15 protein-coding genes and 8 pseudogenes are annotated in these 21677 nt (G+C 33.0%); 18 read left to right on the forward strand and 5 right to left on the reverse strand.

What is annotated here, in order from left to right; all coding sequences use genetic code 11:
• Window positions 1-142: 142 nt before the first annotated feature.
• A pseudogene (locus tag MHH71_RS25190) lies at window positions 143-592 on the forward strand (IS6 family transposase); the annotation flags it as partial.
• A gap of 529 nt (window positions 593-1121) precedes the next feature.
• Here the strand turns inward: MHH71_RS25190 and MHH71_RS25195 are convergent.
• Complete coding sequence (locus tag MHH71_RS25195) at window positions 1122-2180, reverse strand: endonuclease/exonuclease/phosphatase family protein (protein WP_078211810.1); 1059 nt, start codon at window positions 2178-2180, stop codon at window positions 1122-1124.
• A gap of 155 nt (window positions 2181-2335) precedes the next feature.
• Between MHH71_RS25195 and MHH71_RS25200 the strand changes: the two are divergent.
• The 5 genes and pseudogenes from MHH71_RS25200 to MHH71_RS25220 form a co-directional block, all read left to right on the forward strand.
• A pseudogene (locus MHH71_RS25200) lies at window positions 2336-2449 on the forward strand (IS6 family transposase); the annotation flags it as partial.
• 178 nt (window positions 2450-2627) lie between these two features.
• Window positions 2628-2909 (forward strand): annotated as a pseudogene (locus tag MHH71_RS25205) (1-deoxy-D-xylulose-5-phosphate reductoisomerase); the annotation flags it as partial.
• 316 nt (window positions 2910-3225) lie between these two features.
• A complete protein-coding gene (locus MHH71_RS25210; protein WP_340725520.1) occupies window positions 3226-3798 on the forward strand; it encodes a histidine phosphatase family protein in 573 nt (190 codons plus the stop codon).
• A gap of 188 nt (window positions 3799-3986) precedes the next feature.
• Window positions 3987-4370, forward strand: coding sequence for a hypothetical protein (locus tag MHH71_RS25215; RefSeq protein WP_006097720.1), 384 nt, complete (start codon window positions 3987-3989; stop codon window positions 4368-4370).
• 404 nt (window positions 4371-4774) lie between these two features.
• Window positions 4775-5392, forward strand: coding sequence for an IS6 family transposase (locus tag MHH71_RS25220; RefSeq protein ID WP_006097721.1), 618 nt, complete (start codon window positions 4775-4777; stop codon window positions 5390-5392).
• Between the two features lie 58 nt (window positions 5393-5450).
• Here the strand turns inward: MHH71_RS25220 and MHH71_RS25225 are convergent.
• The 4 genes and pseudogenes from MHH71_RS25225 to MHH71_RS30695 form a co-directional block, all read right to left on the reverse strand.
• A pseudogene (locus MHH71_RS25225) lies at window positions 5451-5642 on the reverse strand (IS6 family transposase); the annotation flags it as partial.
• A 233-nt stretch (window positions 5643-5875) separates the two neighbouring features.
• Window positions 5876-6520 (reverse strand): hypothetical protein, encoded by a 645-nt coding sequence (locus MHH71_RS25230; RefSeq protein ID WP_003204295.1) that lies wholly within the window; start codon window positions 6518-6520, stop codon window positions 5876-5878.
• 123 nt (window positions 6521-6643) lie between these two features.
• On the reverse strand, window positions 6644-8296 hold the full coding sequence (locus MHH71_RS25235) for a pyridoxal phosphate-dependent decarboxylase family protein (protein WP_006097621.1): 1653 nt from the start codon (window positions 8294-8296) through the stop codon (window positions 6644-6646).
• Between the two features lie 489 nt (window positions 8297-8785).
• Window positions 8786-8869: pseudogene (locus tag MHH71_RS30695) on the reverse strand (IS6 family transposase); the annotation flags it as partial.
• Between the two features lie 55 nt (window positions 8870-8924).
• Between MHH71_RS30695 and MHH71_RS25240 the strand changes: the two are divergent.
• The 12 genes and pseudogenes from MHH71_RS25240 to MHH71_RS25295 form a co-directional block, all read left to right on the forward strand.
• Window positions 8925-9164: pseudogene (locus tag MHH71_RS25240) on the forward strand (DDE-type integrase/transposase/recombinase); the annotation flags it as partial.
• 842 nt (window positions 9165-10006) lie between these two features.
• On the forward strand, window positions 10007-11203 hold the full coding sequence (locus MHH71_RS25245) for a macrolide family glycosyltransferase (protein WP_033799547.1): 1197 nt from the start codon (window positions 10007-10009) through the stop codon (window positions 11201-11203).
• An 80-nt stretch (window positions 11204-11283) separates the two neighbouring features.
• Window positions 11284-12498 (forward strand): macrolide family glycosyltransferase, encoded by a 1215-nt coding sequence (locus MHH71_RS25250; RefSeq protein ID WP_033799546.1) that lies wholly within the window; start codon window positions 11284-11286, stop codon window positions 12496-12498.
• A gap of 648 nt (window positions 12499-13146) precedes the next feature.
• A pseudogene (locus MHH71_RS25255) lies at window positions 13147-13765 on the forward strand (recombinase family protein).
• Between the two features lie 82 nt (window positions 13766-13847).
• On the forward strand, window positions 13848-14822 hold the full coding sequence (locus MHH71_RS25260; RefSeq protein WP_078211813.1) for a hypothetical protein: 975 nt from the start codon (window positions 13848-13850) through the stop codon (window positions 14820-14822).
• Between the two features lie 16 nt (window positions 14823-14838).
• A complete protein-coding gene (locus MHH71_RS25265) occupies window positions 14839-15294 on the forward strand; it encodes a DUF6630 family protein (protein ID WP_078211815.1) in 456 nt (151 codons plus the stop codon).
• 388 nt (window positions 15295-15682) lie between these two features.
• Window positions 15683-16234, forward strand: coding sequence for a hypothetical protein (locus MHH71_RS25270; protein WP_006097332.1), 552 nt, complete (start codon window positions 15683-15685; stop codon window positions 16232-16234).
• A gap of 111 nt (window positions 16235-16345) precedes the next feature.
• A pseudogene (locus MHH71_RS25275) lies at window positions 16346-16630 on the forward strand (winged helix-turn-helix domain-containing protein); the annotation flags it as partial.
• Window positions 16614-18125, forward strand: coding sequence for a sensor histidine kinase (locus MHH71_RS25280; protein ID WP_033799447.1), 1512 nt, complete (start codon window positions 16614-16616; stop codon window positions 18123-18125). The pseudogene MHH71_RS25275 and the gene MHH71_RS25280, both read left to right, overlap by 17 nt.
• A gap of 301 nt (window positions 18126-18426) precedes the next feature.
• Complete coding sequence (locus tag MHH71_RS25285) at window positions 18427-18774, forward strand: YxeA family protein (RefSeq protein WP_006097329.1); 348 nt, start codon at window positions 18427-18429, stop codon at window positions 18772-18774.
• Between the two features lie 42 nt (window positions 18775-18816).
• Window positions 18817-19578 (forward strand): ABC transporter ATP-binding protein, encoded by a 762-nt coding sequence (locus tag MHH71_RS25290; protein ID WP_006097328.1) that lies wholly within the window; start codon window positions 18817-18819, stop codon window positions 19576-19578.
• A 15-nt stretch (window positions 19579-19593) separates the two neighbouring features.
• Window positions 19594-21447, forward strand: coding sequence for an FtsX-like permease family protein (locus MHH71_RS25295; protein ID WP_006097327.1), 1854 nt, complete (start codon window positions 19594-19596; stop codon window positions 21445-21447).
• Window positions 21448-21677: the final 230 nt, after the last annotated feature.

Here is a 21677-nt window from a genome sequence, read left to right on the forward strand (position 1 = left end):
AAAGTTGCTTGAACTTTAAAAATGTAACTTATTATTTGGAAAACTTCAACTATAAAAGATAATTTTGGAGGTTCTGGTGCAAAAAAATCTTTTAAACTTGGATATACTGATATTACTACTCTAGAAAAGGTGTGTGATCAGTATGGAAAAGGAAAATTTGTTCAAATGGAAGCATTATCAGCCGGAACTCATCTTATTAACAGTAAGGTGGTACCTACGGTACAATTTGAGCTTTCGTAACCTGGTGGAAATGATGGAGGAAAGAGGCTTATCAATTGCTCACACAACGATTATGCGCTGGGTTCATCAATATGGGCCTCAATTAGAAGAGAAAGTACGATATCACCTTAAATCAATAAATGACTCATGGAGAGTCGATGAAACCTATATTAAAGTAAAAGGACAATGGTGTTATTTATATCGTGCCATTGACAAAGAGGGGCAAACGCTTGATATTCAACTGCGTAAAAAGAGAGAGACACAAGCGGCATATGCTTTTATGAAAAGACTGGTTCGAACTTATGGAGAACCAACGGTTCTGACTACAGATAAGGCTCCTTCTTTAATTTACGCATTTAAAAAATTACAGAGGATAGACTTTTACAAAAATACCTTTCATCAAAATGAACCATTTTGTTTGAATTTTCGGAAAAAATATCGTAAAAATGTTGATGATGTGGTAAGATTATAGATGAAAAAGAGTATGAATTCACGTTGTAGCGTGAATTCATAAGAAAGAAGCCAATTTGTATAGGAATTGGCTTCTTTCTTAAGTTCGAATAAAAACAGAATTGTCTTTAAATCTTTATTAGGGGAAAGTTTTAAAGAAGAATTCAGCTTGGTTATAGTTTTACATAATTGTTAGATAAAGTAAATTGATATTTTTCGAGCTGAATATTCAGAACATTAATTCGAAGTATATCCATCTACAAATAAGTAATTGATGAGTTTTATAAAAGTCAGGAAAGAGAAAACTGATGCGTTGCAATTTCTTTCATTCATCCATTAATGGAATGAATGAAAGAGCCGAGATTATTTACATTGGATAAGACTTCAGACAACATATGGTTACACTCTTCTTGCACACATTCTCTCTTGAACCATTCCGTTGTCTTCCCCTACTATTTTAACTTCAACACTGCGTTAACCGGGTTATGATCACTGTTTTCAAACTTCAAATCATGCCCTTGTACGCTCACAATCTCCACATTTGGAGACACTAAAAATCCATCGATAATCGTAACAAAGTTCTCATCTTCGACATAGCTCTTTACATTATCACGAACTGTCCAAACAGTATCATCAACAGCCCACTGGAATCCACCATCAGTGAAATCTTCTGGCAGCTGTACTAACCACTCTGGCCATTCTTCTTTAAACTTTGGATCTTTTAACTGCACATCAGATAATAGCTGATTCCAGTCTCCGCCAAGCACGAGATAATCGCCATTTTTATAATGCTTATTCATATACTCTTTCAAAAACTCAACTTGTTGCTTTCGAATGTTTCCGCCCTTATCATATGCAGATAAATGAACATTCACCATTCGTAAATATTTCCCGTTATCAACTGGAACCTTCTGCTCAACAATCGCTCGATCTAATTCGAATAATTGACGAAGCCACATTTCTCTTCCAGGAAGCTGATATCTCGTCACTTCTTCTACTTTATATTTTGAGAACGAACCAAGTCCACTGTTCGTATATCCGTGCGGCTTCTTAATTGGCACCGGCACCCACTGCGCATTAAAGTTATAACCAAACGTAGACGCATGATCTTTCAGCCCATCTTGAAACGCCTTATACTGATTCACATCAAATGAACGAAGTGACTTCTCATCCATCTCTTGCACTAAAATAAAATCAGAATCTTCCTTTTGTAAGAAAGACAGCATATTGCTGATATTCTTTTCTGTTTGCTCTTTACTACTAGAGCGCGAACCCGTCCCTCCGTCTAAGAAGAAATCTTGATCCTTATCTAAACCGCCGTAGCCAATATTAAACGTTGTCGCCTTAAACTCTTCCCCAACCTTAAGAATGCGCTCGTTATTATTTGCCACTTTCAACTTCTCAACATCCTTATGCTTCACATCCGTAATTACCACATACGTAATAAACGCCGCGAAAGCACCAAATATTGAGCCTGTACCCCATAATAAACCTTTCAATACCTTCTTCAAGCTCATGACTCCCTTATTCTCTTTATATAGTTTGCATACGTGGTTATTTTAACATGTTCTAGACGTAAACATAAAGTAACTCTAAAATATACAATAAAAGTGGTTCTGTAGCAAAGTTTTCGAAATTCAAGTACACTTTGGAAAAAGATGACGTCACAATAAAAGGCATTGAAACCATTCATGCCCTATACAAACAAAGGCGAACTCTTCAAATAGGCTCCGCCTTTTCGGTGTATAACGAATTACAGGAATTATTAATGGTTGCATAACCATTTAACAATGCAATCCTAGATTCTCTATGTTTTGGATAACTTTGCAACAGAACCAATTACTTTATATTCGCTTAATTCCTGTTGTTTCTTTTTTATAAAAGAAGGAATTTTATCTTTTTTGTCTAATTATATCTAGGTTTGCAAAAAGGGATTCTACAACTTTGGAGGAATTATCATGGTAAAATATATTTCAATTCTTGGTTCAACTGGCTCAATTGGTACGTCTGCATTAGATGTAGTCACTTCACATCCGGAACATTTTAAAATTATTGGTTTAACAGCAAATCACAATATTGACCTTCTTGAAAAATAAATATATACATTTTACCCTCGAATTGTAAGCGTAAGTACAAAAGAATTAGCAGATGCTCTTCGGAAGCGAATTCCTACAGATACAAAAGTCACATATGGAACAGATGGATTAATTGAAGTTGCAACTCACCCTGATTCTACTCTTGAAGCTCATCATAGCATTGCAAAGCCAGATTTGGAAACAGTATTAGACGCCGATCATTGGGCTCGTGAATATGTAAACGAATTATTAATTAGAAAATGAAAAAAGAGCTAGAACAGAACGCGTCTTTTTTAGCTCTCCATTTTACGTGTTCTTTTGTTTTAATACATTTACGTTCACGGAATTGTAAAGAAATGTATCTAAGATATCGCATACAGAAGGATTTATAGTGAGTATTAGTTATGGTCACTGGGAAAGTTCTTTTTAATTAATATAAGCTATATATGGAATACAGAAACCTAAAAAATTGGAGGTAATTATGAAAACTTTCATATATATGGTGAGACACGGAGATTCACCGAAATCTGGAAAAGAAAGAGCGAGAGGATTAACGGAAAAAGGAAAATTAGAAGTTCAACGAATAACAGATGTATTACAAGGTGAGGGAATTGACGTTGTTATCTCAAGTCCATACAATCGTTCAATTCTAACTGTTCAGCAATTAGCGAAGCAAATAGGACAAGAAGTTTTAGTATTTGAAGACTTAAAAGAGAGAATTTTTATTGCTGAAGAGGAACGAATGTCGGATGAAGAATTATTCCCTTTGATAAAAAAGTCATTCTTAGACCCTGACTTTGCTTTAACGGGAGGAGAGTCTAATGCCGACTGTCAGAAACGTGCTATAAAAGTCTTAAAAGAATTATTAAACACCTATCGAGGGCAGAAAGTAGTATTAGGCACTCATGGAGCTGTTATGACTTTGATGATGGGGTATTATGACAGTAAGTATGATTTGAATTTTTTACTACATACATCAAAACCAGATATATACAGAATGGAATTCAATGGACAGGAATTGGTGGAGGTTAAAAGATTATGGGGAATTTCATAGATTGACTATATTCATCCATAGCGTCTCCCAATGACGTGTATTATAAACAATGGGGTTACTGCGGTAACTCTTTTTCTTATGGTACTAACGGGGGATTAAGTTCAACAATCTAAAAAATTCGGTTCCTTAGCGTACAAAATTCACGGTTTGTTCTTGCTATCCCGAGATGAAATGGGAGGGAATAGTTTTTGGGCAGGATACCTTTAAAGTTATTTTTTAAATCAATCCTATTTTTTTTCTTAAGCGGTATTGTTGTTTATTCTATATTTCAGATTATTTTTGTCTGGAGTGTTTCGACAGGATTAGGGAGGGATGATATAGTCGGATTTTCTGATAATAAGTATGTAATTGGTCGTCCACCTGTTAGCTATAACTTATATAAAAAAGATAGTGGGGAAACTATATTAGATAATGTTATTGGTTATAAAAAGGGAAAAACTAAAAGCTATGTTCGGAATGAAATTGAATTTGTAGTGATAAATGAGATAAAGGGTAGCTATGAACTGTATAAAATAGAAAAGGCTTCAGAAAAGGATATAGAACGGCTGAAAGAAATGAAGAAATTAGAATAAAAGAGACTATCTGAAAGGTAAAAATGCATACTTGTTATTGTTAAATCTAAAAAATGGTTTAGACTGATAACTGAGTTTTATTTCATGAAAAGAGTCATTATTAAAATAAAGTATTAGGGGTTCAGTCCCATGCCCATCAACTTAAGAATTCAGAATTACCCCAAAATGAAAAACTGAGCTTTTTTGTTACAGTTTAGTAGAAAATTTCGTTATGGGGGTACTATCAACCTAACAAGACAAAATACCCCCTAAAATGAAAAAGACGTTATTCTTTCTGAGAAATCATGGGAAAGGATAACGTCTTTTTATCAATATGACGGTATCCTATATGAAAATTAGGGTTCTGTTGCAAAGTTTTCTAAACTAAGCTACACTTTCGAAAAAGAAAACGAGGAGAATCACAGATGGGATATTTTAAAGGGAACCAATTCAAGAAGGATCTTATTTTAATAGCTGTTGGCTACTATTGTCGTTTTTCTTTAAGTTATCGCGATGTGTCTGAAATTCTCAAAGAACGTGGTATTTCTATTCATCCAACAACTATCATGCGCTGGGTTCATGAATATGGAAAGCTTATCTATCACATTTGGAAGAAGAAAAACAAAAACATATTGTTATCTTGGCGTTTGGATGAAACCTATGTCAAGGTGAAAGGGAAATGGTGTTATTTATATCGAGCAATTGATAAAAAGGGACAAACACTTGTTATTCAACTTCGTCAAAAACGGGACACACAAGCAGCATATGCTTTTATGAAAAGACTTGTTCGAACTTTTGGAGAACCAACTGTTCTGACGACAGATAAGGCCCCTTCTTTAGCTTTCGCATTCAAAAAATTAAAGGAGATAGGTCTTTACAAAAATACCTTTCATCGTACAATCAAGTATCTCAATAATATCATTGAGCAAGATCACCGACATGTGAAACGTCGATTCTCCCGTTCTTTAGGATTTCAAAGTCTTCAACCAAACTTCGTTTTTTCGACGTATAACGCATTACATGAATTATTAATAGTTTCATAAAACTGGCCCACAATATTCCCCATCTCTTTGTGTCTTCGGAAACTTTGCAACAGAACCCTTTCTCTTCTAATTGAGATCCATATTGATGAACCCAGCGCATAATCGTTGTGTGAGTAATGGATAAACCTCTTTCTTCCATCATTTCCACTAGGTTTCGAAAGCTCAAATTGTACTGTAGATACCACCTTACTGTTAATAAGATGAGTTCAGGCTGATAATGCTTCCATTTGAACAAATTTTCCTTTTCCATACTGGTTACGCACCTTTTCTAGAGTAGTAATATCAGTATGTCCAAGTTTAAGAGGTTTTTTGCACCAGAATCCGAAAAAGTTAAGATATTGACCAATTATAAAGAAAAAGACTCCTCAATTCGGAGCCTTTTTTAGCTGCTATAAAAGTATGGGTATACTATTTGAAAAGTAATAATTTAGGATTCATGCACATATAGGATAATTTTTTTCGAATTTATAGTAGTTCTAAAAATTATATAGCTTTAATGACAAATTGAGATTGAGGTATATATAATAATTGAGCTGTTAAGGAAGTTGTTGTGTTAGCAAAAGGCAATGATTCCTTATAAGGAAATTTATTATACACTATTTCATTAATCTCAAAAGTCTTATACAATTTTTTAAGGATTTTTTGAGAAATTTTATTTGTACAAGCAGCAATAAAATCAAAATCTCTTGTACTTATTTCTTGAATAGCATGTGAAATAAGAGTAGTGACTACCCCACTGCCCATCCAATCTGGATGACAAGCGCCCATATCTAGATAGACTAATCTTTCTTTATCTAAATTTGAAAACTCAATTGATTCCGTTTCTAAAGTATCTAAGAGTAGAAAAATGGGATCCATTTGTGGACACAGTTCACTCGCTTTATCTTTATCTATTAATGGTTGAGTTACTTTTCTTGTTAAAAGAACACCAACAATTTGAAAGTTTTCTATTGCTACAAATGACATAGATTGAGATACAGCTTGTTTTACCATTTCCTCGCACATTTTGTGAAAAGGAGCAAAAGGAATTTGTAAACTGCTTACAAGAGGTTCGTTATTCACAAAAGAATGTGCAATTAAATGTGCTGCATCTTTCACGTGGTGTGTATCTAGTAGCTCTATATTCATATATTTTTCCTCATTTCTTAATATAGATAGTGGTAAATTGAAATTAGATATTGATTAAAAGGGATTGGAAATTTTATTTAATGTAGTTAAGTTTAAATATTAAAGCGCTAACAAATAAGGTTATTAAACATATGAATAAATCTGTTTAGTAGCAATCGATACATGTTTATGAAGAAATGCTACAATCTCATCTAAACATTCAACATTTGTATATGGCGAGATAGAAAAGAATTTTAATGTAGAAATTGGTTTTCTGTCACAACTGTTTATTACATCTACTACACAAGAACGAGTTGTATCGCCAAAGAATATTTGATCACGATTTTTTCCTAGGTAATTAAATAGTTCTATATTTAACCGATTTGTATCCTCAATCTCTTCTTGTGTTGCGAGACCTGTACGCTCCTTTTCCCAATTTACCTGGCCATCTCCATTCATATAGAAACGAAATGTTGTAATTGGTCCATAAGTAAAATCATTTGTTATTGCTACTTGAGGAAGAGCCTTGCGCAATTTCTCCCTAAATAATAGATTTACACGAACATAATTTGCTAATAATTTTTGATATCCTTCAATTCCAAAGGCTAATAAATTTATATACATCGGAATAGAACTACCAGCTCGTGAACATTCTAAGGTATAGCCTGTATGATAACTGCCATATGATCTATTACCAAGATAAGGTGTGTCATTTTGTTCGATGTCCATAAGTTGTAAGTCAGTATGATTTTTCACGATTAAAATACTTGAAGTATAAGGTGTTTGTCCTAATTTATGAAAATCAAAACATACACTATCTGCAAGAGACATATATTGCATTTTCCCTTGAACGAGTTGTAAGGCATCTTTCACATTAGGTTCAAATGAGAGTGGATTTTCTTCAAAGTTATAATTATTAAAGAAACCATAGAATCCGCCCATTGCAGAATCTGCATGAATATAAATAGGTTTTAATTTATATTTTTTCTGTATTGATTCAGCACTATCTTTAATTTTTTCTATATCATCAATTGTAAATGTATCTGTTGACCCCATAGTAGCTAGAATATAAAGGGGGATACCTCCGTTTTCAATAACATTTATCATTTTATCCTCTAAATCTTCTATATCCATAGAATTTGTATAAGGGTCAGTTTTCACTTTAATTAGGTGATTTGTCCCAATGCCAGTTGCTTCAGCTGACTTTAATAAACTATAGTGTGCATTTTCAGAAGCAAAGCAATATACATTTTGTGGAACACCGTGTTCCTTTGCTAATGGAAATTGTTTAGCAATCGCTAAACGTAAGCTTGAAAATACACATCCTTGTCCACCCCATGTTGTATAACCACCGCTATTATGCGGATTATAACCGATCAGTTTTGAAAGCATGGATACAACTTTTACTTCTGCTTCAGCTGCCCCAGGGCCATATACATCCCAAACGCCATTACCATTTAAAAGCGCCATGGTCATTGTACCTAATAGTGATGGAATACTTGGTAGTGGTACAGCGTTAGACAAATAGTATTTATTGGGATAAGGATGACCATTCATAAATTGGTTTAGTTCTTCCATAACCTCAGACATAGCAATTCCAGCCAGTGGTATATGACTTTGGTGAATTAAGTTATTGTAATATCCGTCTGATTTTTCCTCACAGTTACCTAAAGATGCTCGATCTTCATTTTTTAATCGGCTAAGATTTTCAACTATTTTTTGCATAGATTCTAAAAAAAGCTTTTGTTTTTTTTCATTTCCATCAGCGCTCGGAAATAGATTCAAAATATCTTGCATGTGGTCACTTCTCCTTGTGAAAATATGGATTTTTATTTTACCTAGTTAAATATACGAGTGAAATGATTTGTGTTTATCCTTTAGAATGTGTATGAATCAGGAGCTGTTTAGAAAAAAATGTAATTCCATAGAAAATTATATGAATTCTGGAATTTAAAGTAAAGGAAAAATTTTTTGATTAATTTTAAAAAGTAATTGCGATATAATGAAGTTGCTAAAAATTTTTCTGAATTAATTATTTATTCTTCAGTATTACAAACTTTATTAAATTTAAATTGTGCCCTAGCAGATATTCAAATAACGTAATAGATATTTGAATATAATGAAAAACGCCTTATAATGTAGTTTAAGGTTCTGTTGCAAAGTTTCCGAAGACATAAAGAGATGGGGAATATTGTGGGCCAGTTTTATGAAACTATTAATAATGGTTCTGGTACAAAAAGATAATGAAGAGTAAAAAGAATGATTCATTCCTAACGGAATGACTGCTTATGCGGTAAGGCCAAAGAGAATATTAATCAGTTGTATCTGCTTTTGGACAGACTTTTCCCCATGGAAAGTGTGTCCTTTTCTAATATTTATGAATATTTTCAGTGTACACAATGACAGTATTTTTTGCACCAGAACCCCTGAAGGCATACAACTAAGGCAAGTTAGATATCTCAATAATATAGTGGAACAAGATCATCGTTTTATTAAGAAACGTGTTCGTTCTATGTTAGGGTTCAAGTCTTTTGGCGCAGCTACATCCATTCTTGCAGGAGTGAAAGCTATGCATATGATTAAAAAAGAACAGATTGATTTACGGGAGCAGTCTGTCCAAAACCAGAAAGAATTCATCCATCGATTGTTTGGGCTTACAGCATAAAATAGAATTCCGCTAGAAATATATGAGCTATATTATCTTTTATTTTATCTTTGCACCAGAACCAAATTAAATATACGTGTATATTTGGGCCTCTATCTAATTAACATTTCGTTATATTTATATTAATTATTACAAAACAAAAGAACACTCAACATGAGTGTTCTTTTGTTTTGTTCTCGCGTATTGAGATGACTGTTTCAAAATCTCGTTTGGGGACTTGATTTTGACAAATTGTTACTGCACTTATAGGTTAACATTATAAAAATAGATTGTAAATTAAGAATATTCATACGGAATTTTGTTAATGTTCAGTATAGATATTTATCACTATGGCTACAGGAAATATAATTTTGCTATGTTGAAAGTGGTCATCTAACTAAAGGATACGTTCTTGGTACCTGTACTTTGTGCGGGAATCTTTCATAAAGAAAAAACACCTTTACCAGTACATTTCTTCGACTTTATAGTTGCTTTAATATTTATGGGTGTTGCAACAACCGTAAAAGAACAAAAGAACAAAAGAAAATAAGAGTGTTATTCTTTTTTTGTAAGAATCATTAAAATAATGTTTTTTAAGAGATTTAGGAAGAATATCTAGTTTTTGCAAAGGCAGTTATTTGCTAACCGGAGAATGTGAATAAATAGAAAATGGGATTTGTTTATCGAAAAGTATTTTTATTGTTAAACAGGCATGTCAAAGTGCTCAGGAATATATTTCTCAATAATGAAATGAGCTAATCATATGAAATATTAAAAAATATTTGTTTATAATAGACTTTAAATTAAAAGGTCAATCAAATATTAATTTAACTTTGTTAATGAGTTTGAAAGGAGCGAGTATTATGGCGAATGTACTTGTAATAAATTTTCCTGGAGAGGGGCATATCAACCCGACATTAGCAGTTGTAAGTGAATTAGTACACAGAGGAGAAAAAGTTGTTTCGTATTGTATAGAGGACTATAGAAATAAAATTGAAGCAACCGGTGTGGAATTTCGAGCATATGAAAATTTTCTCCCACAAATCAATATTATGAATCGAATTAATGAAGGAAATAGTCCTGTCGAAATGTTGTCCAATATGATTGCAGCTACAGATCGTATTGTAAACCAGATTCTAGAGGAAATAAAGGAAGAACAATATGATTATATTATATATGATAATCATTTCGCAGTAGGTCGCATTATAGCAACTGTTTTACAGTTACCTAAAATTTCTTCTTGTACAACATTTGCTTTTAATAATTACATCACTTTTAATGAAGAATCTGAATCGAGAAAAGTAGATGAAAATTCTCCATTATATCAATCATGTTTATTAGGAATGGAACGATGGGAAGAGAAGTATGGGATTAAGTGTAATAACTTGTATGATATTATGAATCACCCTGGAGATATTACGATAGTATATACATCTAAGGAATATCAACCGTTTTCTCAAGTATTTAATGATTCTTTTAAATTCGTTGGGCCATCAATTGCAGTACGTAAAGAGGTAGGAAGCTTTCCAGTTGACATTTTAAAAAAGAAAGTTATTTTCGTTTCCATGGGGACAGTCTTTAATGAGCAACCGGATTTATATGAGAACTGTTTTGAAGCATTTAGAAATATGAATGCAATGGTCGTGTTAGTGGTCGGGAAAAGGATAAATATAGACCAATTTGAAAATATTCCAGAGAATTTTAAAGTGTTTAATTATGTACCTCAATTAGAAGTATTACAGCATACAGATGTATTTGTTACACATGGTGGTATGAACAGTTCTAGCGAAGCGTTATATTATGGTGTCCCGTTAGTTGTGATTCCAGTTACAGGGGATCAGCCATTAGTCGCGAAACGAGTCACTGAGGTGGGAGCCGGAGTTCAGCTTGATCGCAGAACATTAACTCCTGAAATGCTGCGTGAAGCAGTAGAAAAGGTAATGAATGATAAGGAATTTAAAGAAAATAGTCGTAAGATTGGAGAGTCTTTACGTGAATCTGGTGGCTATAAACAGGCAGTTGAGGAAATTGTAAAGTTCACTTCCAATTGTCGTGTGTAGACAAATAATGTAACAAGAAACTTAAAATGACAACTAGAAATCTACTCTAATAAAAATATATAGAAATGGAGAGATTTTTTATGTCAAAAGCGTTGATTATAAATTTTCCTGCAGAAGGTCATATCAATCCTACAATTGGTCTTGTTAATGAATTAGTGAATAGGGGAGAAGAAGTTATTTATTATTGCGAGGAAGAATATCGCCATAAATTAAAGAATATAGATGTTGAATTTCGAAACTATGGAGATTACTTAAAAGAAATTAATTTAAAAAATAGAATGAAGGACATGTTTCACCCTTTACAAATGATGTATAGATTTTTAAGGGTAACAGAGAATGCCATCCCTTTTCTTTTAGAAGAAATTACTCGTGAAAAGTATGATTATATGATCTATGATCAGCATTTTCTTTTAGGCAGAATTCTTGCTGAAATGTTACCTATGCCTACAATTGCATCCTGTACAACATTTGCTATGAATAAAGAAATGTTGGAGGAAATTCCACTGGGAAACATCGAATCTAATCCTACTTCACCATTGGTTGAGGAATGTCAAATGATTGTAAATAGAATTAGTGATCGTTATGGGGTGAATGTTGATTCATTAGAGCAACTTTTTCATTATGAAAGTGACATGACATTAGTTTTTACTTCTAAATATTTTCAACCTCATGCTCATTGTTTTAATCATACCTTTAAGTTTATAGGACCTTCTATCACTTCACGGCAGGAAATAGTAGAATTTCCTCTTTATAGGTTAGACGGAAAAGAGGTTATTTACATTTCGATGGGAACAGAGTTAAATAAACAGCCGGAATTTTATGAGAAATGTTTGCATGCATTTAAAGAATTTAATGGAATAGTTGTAATTTCTGTAGGTAAGGAAATAGAGATGCGACGTTTTCTTAATATGCCACCCCATTTCATTATTCGTCCTTATGTTCCACAGTTAGAGGTTTTAAAATATACAGATGTCTTTATTACACATGGTGGTATGAATAGTGTAAGCGAAGGATTATATTATGACACGCCTCTTGTTGTTTTACCAATTACAAATGATCAACCTTTTGTAGCAAAAAGAGTCGAGGATTTAAATGCTGGTTTGACTTTGGATTATACAAAAATTACATCTGATTTATTGAAAGAAACGGTAAGGAATGTACTTAATAACAAAACTTATAGGGAAGGAAGCAAAATAATTGGTCAGAGTTTACGTGAAGCAGGTGGATGTAAGAAAGCAGTTGATGCAATATTTCAGTTTAAAAGAGAATTTTTGTCTAGTTCCCGTGATAAATGAATTGACGATAAGTACTTTGAGCTATACTCATTAATAAGAGTTGCGAAAGACATATATCGATATAACTCTTCGGTGAATAAAGATAATTCGTGTTTTTGATGCAAGTCCATAAAAAGCACGTCACTCTTACTCATTAACATAAGAAGATAGTAACGTGCTTTTAACTTTGAATATATTCTAAATACTTAAGGTGATGGATGTGAGGTAGCACATCATGCCTATCAGCCTATCAGAAAAGTTTGCCACATCGCTATCCAGCTAACAAAACAAAATTCCCCTAAAATGAAAAAATACGCTATTCTTTCTGTAGAATCATAGGAAAGGATGGCGTTTTTGTATGTCAATTTCTGTATCAGATGAATTAGGGGTACGGAAACGATTCAGGGAATGAGGTGCCACTCTGGCATTTACTTACAGAACGATTTGAGGAATGCTCTGACATATCTAAATCTTCCCTATTTAAATTTACAAAAGAAGAGTCCATTTTGGATTTTTCTTTTTATATGTTCGTAAAGGTATACCTTTACAGATATATAGAAAACTAAAAAAACCACGTCTATAAATGTTGATTTTTAATTTTACAGACATCTGTTTATTTTATATACCTTTACAGACATTATTGATGTAATTACCAGTGAGGTGTGGCATATGAAACATAAAAAATTTGGATATGTACGAGTTTCAAGTAAAGATCAAAACGAAGAACGACAAATTCAAAATATGAAGGATCTAGGGATAGAAGATCGAGATATTTTTCATTGATAAAGAATCTGGAAAAAATATGGAGCGAGAGAATTAACAAATGCTAAAGCGTCTTGCTCGTACTGGAGATACCATTGTATTTGATTCCTTAACAAGACTTGGGAGAAATATGAATGATACATTAGAAGAATTTAGGTACTATGAAAAACATAGAGTAAATTTACAATTTATAAAGGAACCATATATTAATGTCAATTACACTGGAGAAAGTACAAATGATGTCATTCAGAGTGCGATTCAAAAAGCAACTCTTACAATATTATCAGCCTTTGCAGAAAAAGAGCGCATTGATATTAAACAACGTCAAGCTGAAGGAATTGCTCTTGCCAGAAAACAAGGTAAACGTTTAGGACGTCCGCCTGTCGAAATAACAGAAGAATTCACGGATGCTTACAAGGAATGGGAATCCGGTTCAATTACAGCAGTAGGAGCCATGAAAAAGTATGGCATCAAACGTTCTTCATTTTATAAACTTGCTAAACAATATGAAGAAAAAATAAAATAATAATCTGTCTTATTAACATTATCTTAAAGTTAAAGGTAAAGGACTGGAATAAGAAAATAGATTAATTCATAGGGAAGATGCAATGATGAACCAAAAAAAGTTAGAAATGGCTTTTAAAAGATATAGCAAAAATTTTGTGGATGGAATCAAATTTGAAGATGTTAAAGATAAATATAATGTCAGTAGAAGAAAGATTGAGAAAATCGTTGAGCAAAATGAAACAGAGAAAGATCACATACTATTAATAAATCTAAGCAAAATTTCCTCATATCACTTGTCACTATGGAAAAACGATGTATTGATCAGCGGTGGAAACAATGTAGAAGGATTAAAGAACATGCAGAAAGTCTTATTTTACCAGTGCATGGGACAGGATCTCTATACAATCAGGTATCCTGGGATGATCTTGGAATATTCGTTTAGCGAAGTCGTCCTCACATTAGTTCATTTTGCAATGTATGGATGGGAGAAAGAAGAAAATATATTATATGATTTTATGGCTCATCACTTCGGTGGACATTTAATAAATGCCAATGAAGAGGATAGACATATTTGGTTTTTGCTAGAGCTGTATTTGCAGTATAAAAATAAAACCATCATGGGAACGAATGAAAAATTGCATCTAGCCGCGAAAAATAAGTTTAAGGAAGCTGAACTGCGATGCGACTTAATCCCTGAAGACCTGAACATTTATGATGAACTGCTGGGACGTTGGTCGACTGGTGATTTAGAAGAAATAGAACATCTAATTTCGATAATGTCTCAGTATCATTCTGCATTAGCTTCTGAAATCGGACAGCTAGGTGAATTTGGCGATTTCAGATACGGATTTTATCCTTTTGAAATCTTATTCTTGATCCATGTAAGGAAACAACTAGGGTTGCCAGTACCTACTCAAATCGATAATTTTCTGATGAATACTCCAGAAGCGAAAATGGTATTTGGAGAACGTGAGCCATACCCTGAATGGGACCCCGTGCTTCAGATGATCGATCAATTTTATCGTAAAAACTACCTGGAATATATTCCTAACAAGCATGGAGAATTATTTCAATAAAAGGGAGGAAGCTAATATGCCTGATCAAGGGATAGCGCAGATTATATTTCCTGATAGCAAGGATTTGGAAACGTTTTTGAAGGAACAAGGAAGTTATGACTTACATGAAGACCTATTAAAATATGGATTGACGACGAAACAGTTTTTATACGTTGACTATAAAGGTGAGCAATACCAAGAAATTGTCAATTTTATTCTTGATTACGAATTTGCCCACCAAATTGAATTAGCAACACAAGAAGAACTCGAGAAATTAGAAGCATTTAATTATGAATTTTTACCTGAAAAGATCAAGGAGGCCAACAAAATACTGTCACCAAAGGGGTATGGACTATTTTCATATCCAAATTCGGGCGACTTCTTCGCACTATTCATTGTAAAAATAGAGAATATAACAAAATTGCTGCAAGAAGAAGTGCTGTTCGATGATAGAATCCCTTTTCAAGAAAGGTGTATCAAGTATTATAGATAGACCTAAGATTGTACGTCTTCAGCCTTGACTCCGGTCAAGGTTTCCTTATAGGGGTCATCATACATTGCTATCAAGCTAAAATTTTATAGAGCCCCCAAACCGAAAAAATGGGAGTATCTCCTTTTTAAATATCGGGTTCTGTGTAGTAATGGGACAAGAACGGCAATAAGGTCTAATTATATTCTCAAAAAAGATAGTTTTTAAGAATTGGAAAAAATTTCAGATGTGGCGGGTTACTCCTTGAATCGTTGCCGTACCCCTTCAAGAGCTAATCTTACTGTTTACAATAAATCACATTGACAAATAAGATTATATTAAATATAGTACTATTTGATAATTATTATAATATTTATAGACTTGACCCGTCGGCACGAGGAGGATATATAAAATGCATGCATTCAAACGGAAGTCCATTAAACTTTCCATTTTAGGTATAGTTATTTTTTTAGTATTAGGGGGACTAGGACTTTTCCTCATCAATAAGGGCTTTATATCAATTTTCCAAGATAAGGTTCATAAACAAGCTGATAAAAATCCAATCCATTTTGAAGAGATTGATACGTTTTTATTTACTACACATATACCAGTGGGGCATGAAGCGATTTGGAACCAACTACAACAATATGAAGAGCAAAAAGATTTACGAATCAGTATGGCAAACTTAGTAGATATAAGATCCCAACAAACACGAGAATTAACCACGAAAGTCTACAGTCCCTTCTTTCATGTATCAAATTATTCAGAAAGTAAGGTGCCCATAAAGGTAACATTATATAAAAATCATGAAGTCGGGTATGAAAAGACATTGCAACCAGGTGATATGTTTGAAAGAAACGAACAACTAGGTCGAGGTAAATATAGTCTAAACCTGGAATGTATAGGTCAAGGTTATTGCAAAGCTAAAGGAGCTATAACTACTGGAGATATTAATTGGGATTAGGAAAAGACTAAGGAAGACTTTCTCATTTTGAAAGTCTTCCTTTTTATATGCACAAATAATGTCCGCTAATACTTATTACGTGATTTGGTTCCATTGCTACACAGACCCCACATAAAGATTAATGTAGCGACATATGAGGTTATCGTTGCGAACCAAGTAGTGAAATTAACACCGAGGGAATTCTTGGTGCTAGAGTTATTAGCTCGAAATCAAGGAATGGTACTGAGCGCTGAACAAATTTATGAAAGAGTGTGGAAAGAACAGTCTTTCCAATCTGATAATACTGTGATGGTACATATTCGGAAAATACGTGAAAAGATAGAAGAGAATCCAAGGAAACCTTGTTATATTAAAACAGTTTGGGGAGTAGGTTATAAAATTGAAAAAGATCTTTAAACCATTCTATTATCTTAATAATAAAATAGTAAGCTTAGTAAAAAAATTAGGCAATCATATTCTAGGAAGTATTAGAATACAGCTTATTACAACATTCTTTCTTTGTGCATTACTTGGTTTCTTCGTATCAAGAGCTGTGGCGCCATTCGCTGAAGATATGAATCAAAGGGCTTATGTTGATTATAGTTTTAGTATGTTACAAATTAATCGTCAAGCGAAGGAAACGGCGGAAAAAGCAGTAAGTGAAAATAAGGTAGCATCTTTGCAAGAGATGATTGAGAGTGAAGATAAAAAAGAGCAAAAGGCTTTAAAAGTATTGGTTACGGATGAAACAGGAAAGGTTTTATATAAAACAAAACAGGCGCCGGAAGTAGAAATTAATTTGCATAGTACCATTAGCAATGTGATGCACTTTGCGATGAATCGACCAATTTACAATAAGGATTCAGAAATAATCATGGGATCACGTAAAGAATTCATTACTTTTTATCCAGTTACAATTGAAGGGAAAAACTTGTATATGTTTGTAAGTGGGATTCCAGAAGGAGATATCACATATGAAACAGAAGAGGGAATTCTCCCTTCCTTTATTGGAATTATCGTGTTTATCTTTTCTTTCTTTTATATTACAAAGAGAAAAATGAAGCAAATTGAAGCGATGGCGCAAGGAGTAAATGAGATAGCAAAAGGAAACTTAGCATATCGAATTGAAGAGAAAGGGCAAGATGAGATGGCTTTACTAACAAAAAATATTAATCAAATGGCAGAAGAGATAATGGTGAATATTGAAAAAGAAAGAGAAATTGAAAGACAGAAAAATGAATTGATTACAAATGTCTCGCATGATTTACGAACACCACTTACATTTATTATGGGATATTTACGTTTATTACGCGATGCGAAATATGATAATAGAGAACAATATGATGAGTATATAAAGGTTGCTTTTTCAAAATCGGAACAGCTTAAAAACTTAATAGAAGATTTATTTGAGTACACAAAATTAACAAACCAAAAGGTTGTGTTAGAAAAACAAGAAGTATGCATCAATGAAATGCTCGATCAATTAATTGAAGAATTAGTACCACAAGCAGAGGAACATGGTCTTTCATTTGTGAAGGAATTTCCTGATGAACGCATATATGCTGAACTTGATTCGGAGAAAATCGTGCGTGTGTTTGATAATTTATTAATGAATGCGATTAAATACAGTAAAGATGAAGGAGAAATTAAAATTTCTCTTCAAAGACAGCAAGATAGCATTCAAATTTCTGTGGCAAATCAAAGCGAAGAATTTACAAGACAAGAATTGAAGAATTTATTTGAACGTTTTTATAAAAAGGATCAATCAAGAAGCAGAGTCTCAGAAGGATCTGGACTTGGACTTGCCATTGCAAAAAGTATTGTTGATTTGCAAAGCGGAGACATTCGGGCAGAATATGAAGACGGTATTGTGCGCTTTATTATTTCACTTCCCATTGAGGCAAAAAAGTAATAATATTATATAAATTGTTTCTAGGTGTAATGAAATGATACAAACTGAAAATGTGCCGTGTGTTAACAGGATAAAAAAGAACTCTTGCAAAAGAGTTCTTTTTTATTAGATTGAAAAATTATTGAATGATTAAAGTTTAAAGCTTTTGTTAAGAAAAAGTTAAGAAACCCCCTCAGTATTTATTAAGAAACACTCTCTATACTTAGAAATGTGTTAGAAAGCATATTCATTCTCATTAAAATCCCAAAGAATGAATGAGATGACATCTAATTAAATAGGAAAAGAAAGGCGGAAAAGATAGATGAAAAAAGCATGGATTGCAGTGTCAGGATTAGTTGTTGTAGGAGGTGGATTATTAACTTATATGGGAGGAGAAACAATAGATAGATTTAATCCATTAGTGAAAGAAAAAGATGTGTACGTCCTTACAAAAGGGGAAGCAAAACCTGATGGTAAGAGATATTTTTACATGTTAAACGGAGTTGATGAATCAGGCGATGAAAATACCATTAAAGTAGGGGTTTCTGGTAAGGATGATTATCCAGATTCTTATTTAAAGGTTCATGTAAAAGGAAAGTATGTTTACGAATTTGAGAAAGTGCAGGAAAAAGAAGTTCCTGAGAAAGCAAAAGAAAAACTAAAAAAATAAATAATGAATTTATCGAGTTAAAAACAAAGGTAGGAGAATATTATGAACAACTCAGTTGTAAATGTAAAAAATGTTCAAAAAGTGTACGGTAAAAAAGGTGAAAATCAGTCACACGCTTTAAGAGATGTATCGTTCTCGATTCAAGAGGGAGAATTTGTTGGAATCATGGGACCGTCTGGTTCAGGAAAAACAACATTATTAAATGTAATTTCAACATTAGATGTAGCAACTGGCGGCATTGTTGAAATTGCTGGTATCGATATCACTAAAATGAAGCAAGGAGAGCTTTCAGATTTTCGCTCTCAAAAATTAGGATTTATCTTTCAAGATTTCAATTTATTAGAGAATCTATCTATTTATGAAAATATTGCACTTCCACTTTCACTTCAAGGAGTCCCATCGCGTAAGATTGGTCCAAAAGTAAAGAAAGTAGCCAATATGTTAGGGATTTCGGAAATACTTCAAAAATATCCATCTGAGGTATCTGGTGGACAAAAACAACGTTCCGCGGCAGCACGCGCGCTTGTACATGAACCAGCAATTATTTTAGGGGACGAGCCAACAGGGGCACTGGATTCAAAAAATGCAACAAGCCTTTTAGAAGCAATGAAAAATTTAAATGAAAAACAAGATGTTTCGATTATGATGGTTACTCATGATCCATATAGTGCAAGTTATTGCCAGCGCATTTTGTTCATTCAAGATGGTGAGTTATATAAAGAAATTCATCGTAGTGGTACGCGTGAAGTGTTCTATAAAGAAATTTTAGATGTACTTGCGGATTTAGGTACACAAAAAGGATAAGAAAGGACACCCACCATGATATTTAAACTTTCTATATCAGGACTAAAAAGTAAGCTAAAAGATTATATTGTCTTACTAGTTGGTCTTGTTATGTCAATTTCAATTTTTTACATGTTTCAAACGCTAGCATTAAATAAAGCATTTGTTGAAGCAAATACTACTATTCGGTCAATTGCGCCTGTTTTTCAAACAGGTTCAGCTCTATTAGCAATCATTACATTCTTCTATGTTCTATATGCAAATTCTTTTTTGATGTCTCTTCGCCAAAAAGAATTTGGGATGTATATGATGTTAGGTGCAAAAAAACATAAGGTTACATTACTTATGTTTCTGGAAACGATTATTATTGGGGCAGTATCCTTAGTAATTGGAATTACAGTAGGAATAGGGCTTTCACAAGGGATGGGTAAACTCCTCATGAAGCAACTGGATTTTACTGCGAGTGGTTACCAAGGGTTTTATGTACCATCTATGTTAGTTACTTGTATGTTCTTCTTGGTATTATTTGTGTTATCTGCCATTATGAATAGTGTGAAATTATCACGCATCTCCGTTCTGCAACTTGTACATGCAGATGCTTCAGCAGAACGTACAATGATTAAAGGTAAGTGGACTGGGATTGTTTCATTTTTAGCCATTATTTTATTAGGAATTGGATATGCTTCGATGATTTATATGAATAAGTTAAAAGAACAGGGGCCTATGATTGCGATGCTTACAACTACAGCAGGAACGTATATGTTATTTACTTCTGTCCTTCCGCTTATTATTAAAAAATTAAAGAGTAATAAAAAGCGTAGTGAGAAAGGTCTTAATGCTTTTACATTTGCTCAATTAAACTTTCGTATTAATAGTTTAACAAAGGTACTCGCAACAGTAGCAATGTTAGTAGCACTTGGTGCGGGGGCGATTTCAGGTGGGATGGCTTTTAAAAATAACGTAATTCAATCGACGGATCAACTTGAAATATACGATACAGTCATTCATAATCCAACAGCAGAAGAAAAGAATATTTTAGATGGTATTACATTTAAAGAAAAGAATGAATATCACTATAAAGTAGATGATAAATATGTTTACTACTTGAAAGAAGATCTAGAGAAAAACCGTCCACTTGTGCAAGCTGGAATAGAAAAAAAGGATAGAGGGAAAGTAAAACGAGTTTCTGAAAATCTTCCTGTAGGAGCAATTTCAAAATATGGTGAGGAGAATATGGAGAATACAAATATTATCCCAGAAGAGTGGGATGACGCTTTACGCTCTCTTCAACCAACCTATTTAAATTACATGGAAAAAGTAAAAAAAATAGTAGATCAAAAAATGTACGATGGCATACAAGAAAAAGAAAACATTGTTGTAATTGGAAAAACTGAGGATTTTGTAACATATTTAGATAAATGGAAAAAAATTGACGGGTTGCAGCTAGTTAAATATAAAAATGTCACAGCTGAAGATATCTTCAGTAAATATCAAATATATACTGGGATTTACGCCAGTGCCAGCGGAACAGTATTTATGGGTTTCTTCTTAGGTATTGCTTTCCTTGCGATGATGGCAAGCTGCTTAATGTTTAAGATTCTTTCTGGTGCATCAAAAGATATTGTACGCTATGAAATGCTTCGTAAAATTGGAGTCCGTCATGAATTATTAGCAAAATCCATTTATAAAGAGTTATTTTTAGTGTTTTTATTTCCAGGGATAGTAGGTATAATTCATGTATTATTGGGTATGAAGATTTTTGGTTTCATCTTAATTGACCCATATTTCCGTATTTGGTTACCAATCTTGATTTTCGTAGTTATCTATTCGATCTATTACCTTATTACAGTTCAATTATATAAAGGAATTGTTCTTCCTGAAAAAAAGTAATAAGAATGTGATGTTTTACTGTATATGCTTTATATTTAATTAGGATATCCAATATTTATTAGCATTATAGTTAGCTTTCTTTTAGTTAACAAGGTAGCTAGGTTGGATTTAATCGAATATTTCCTATATGAATAAGAGAGAAAGAGAATATAATTTAAATTTATGTTCTCTTTCTTTATCTAGATACTTATAAAATGAATGATTTTCTCCTTAACGTAGGAAAGTCGGTT

It is taken from the genome of Bacillus sp. FSL H8-0534 (genome assembly GCF_038005885.1).
Lineage (GTDB): Bacteria > Bacillota > Bacilli > Bacillales > Bacillaceae_G > Bacillus_A > Bacillus_A pseudomycoides.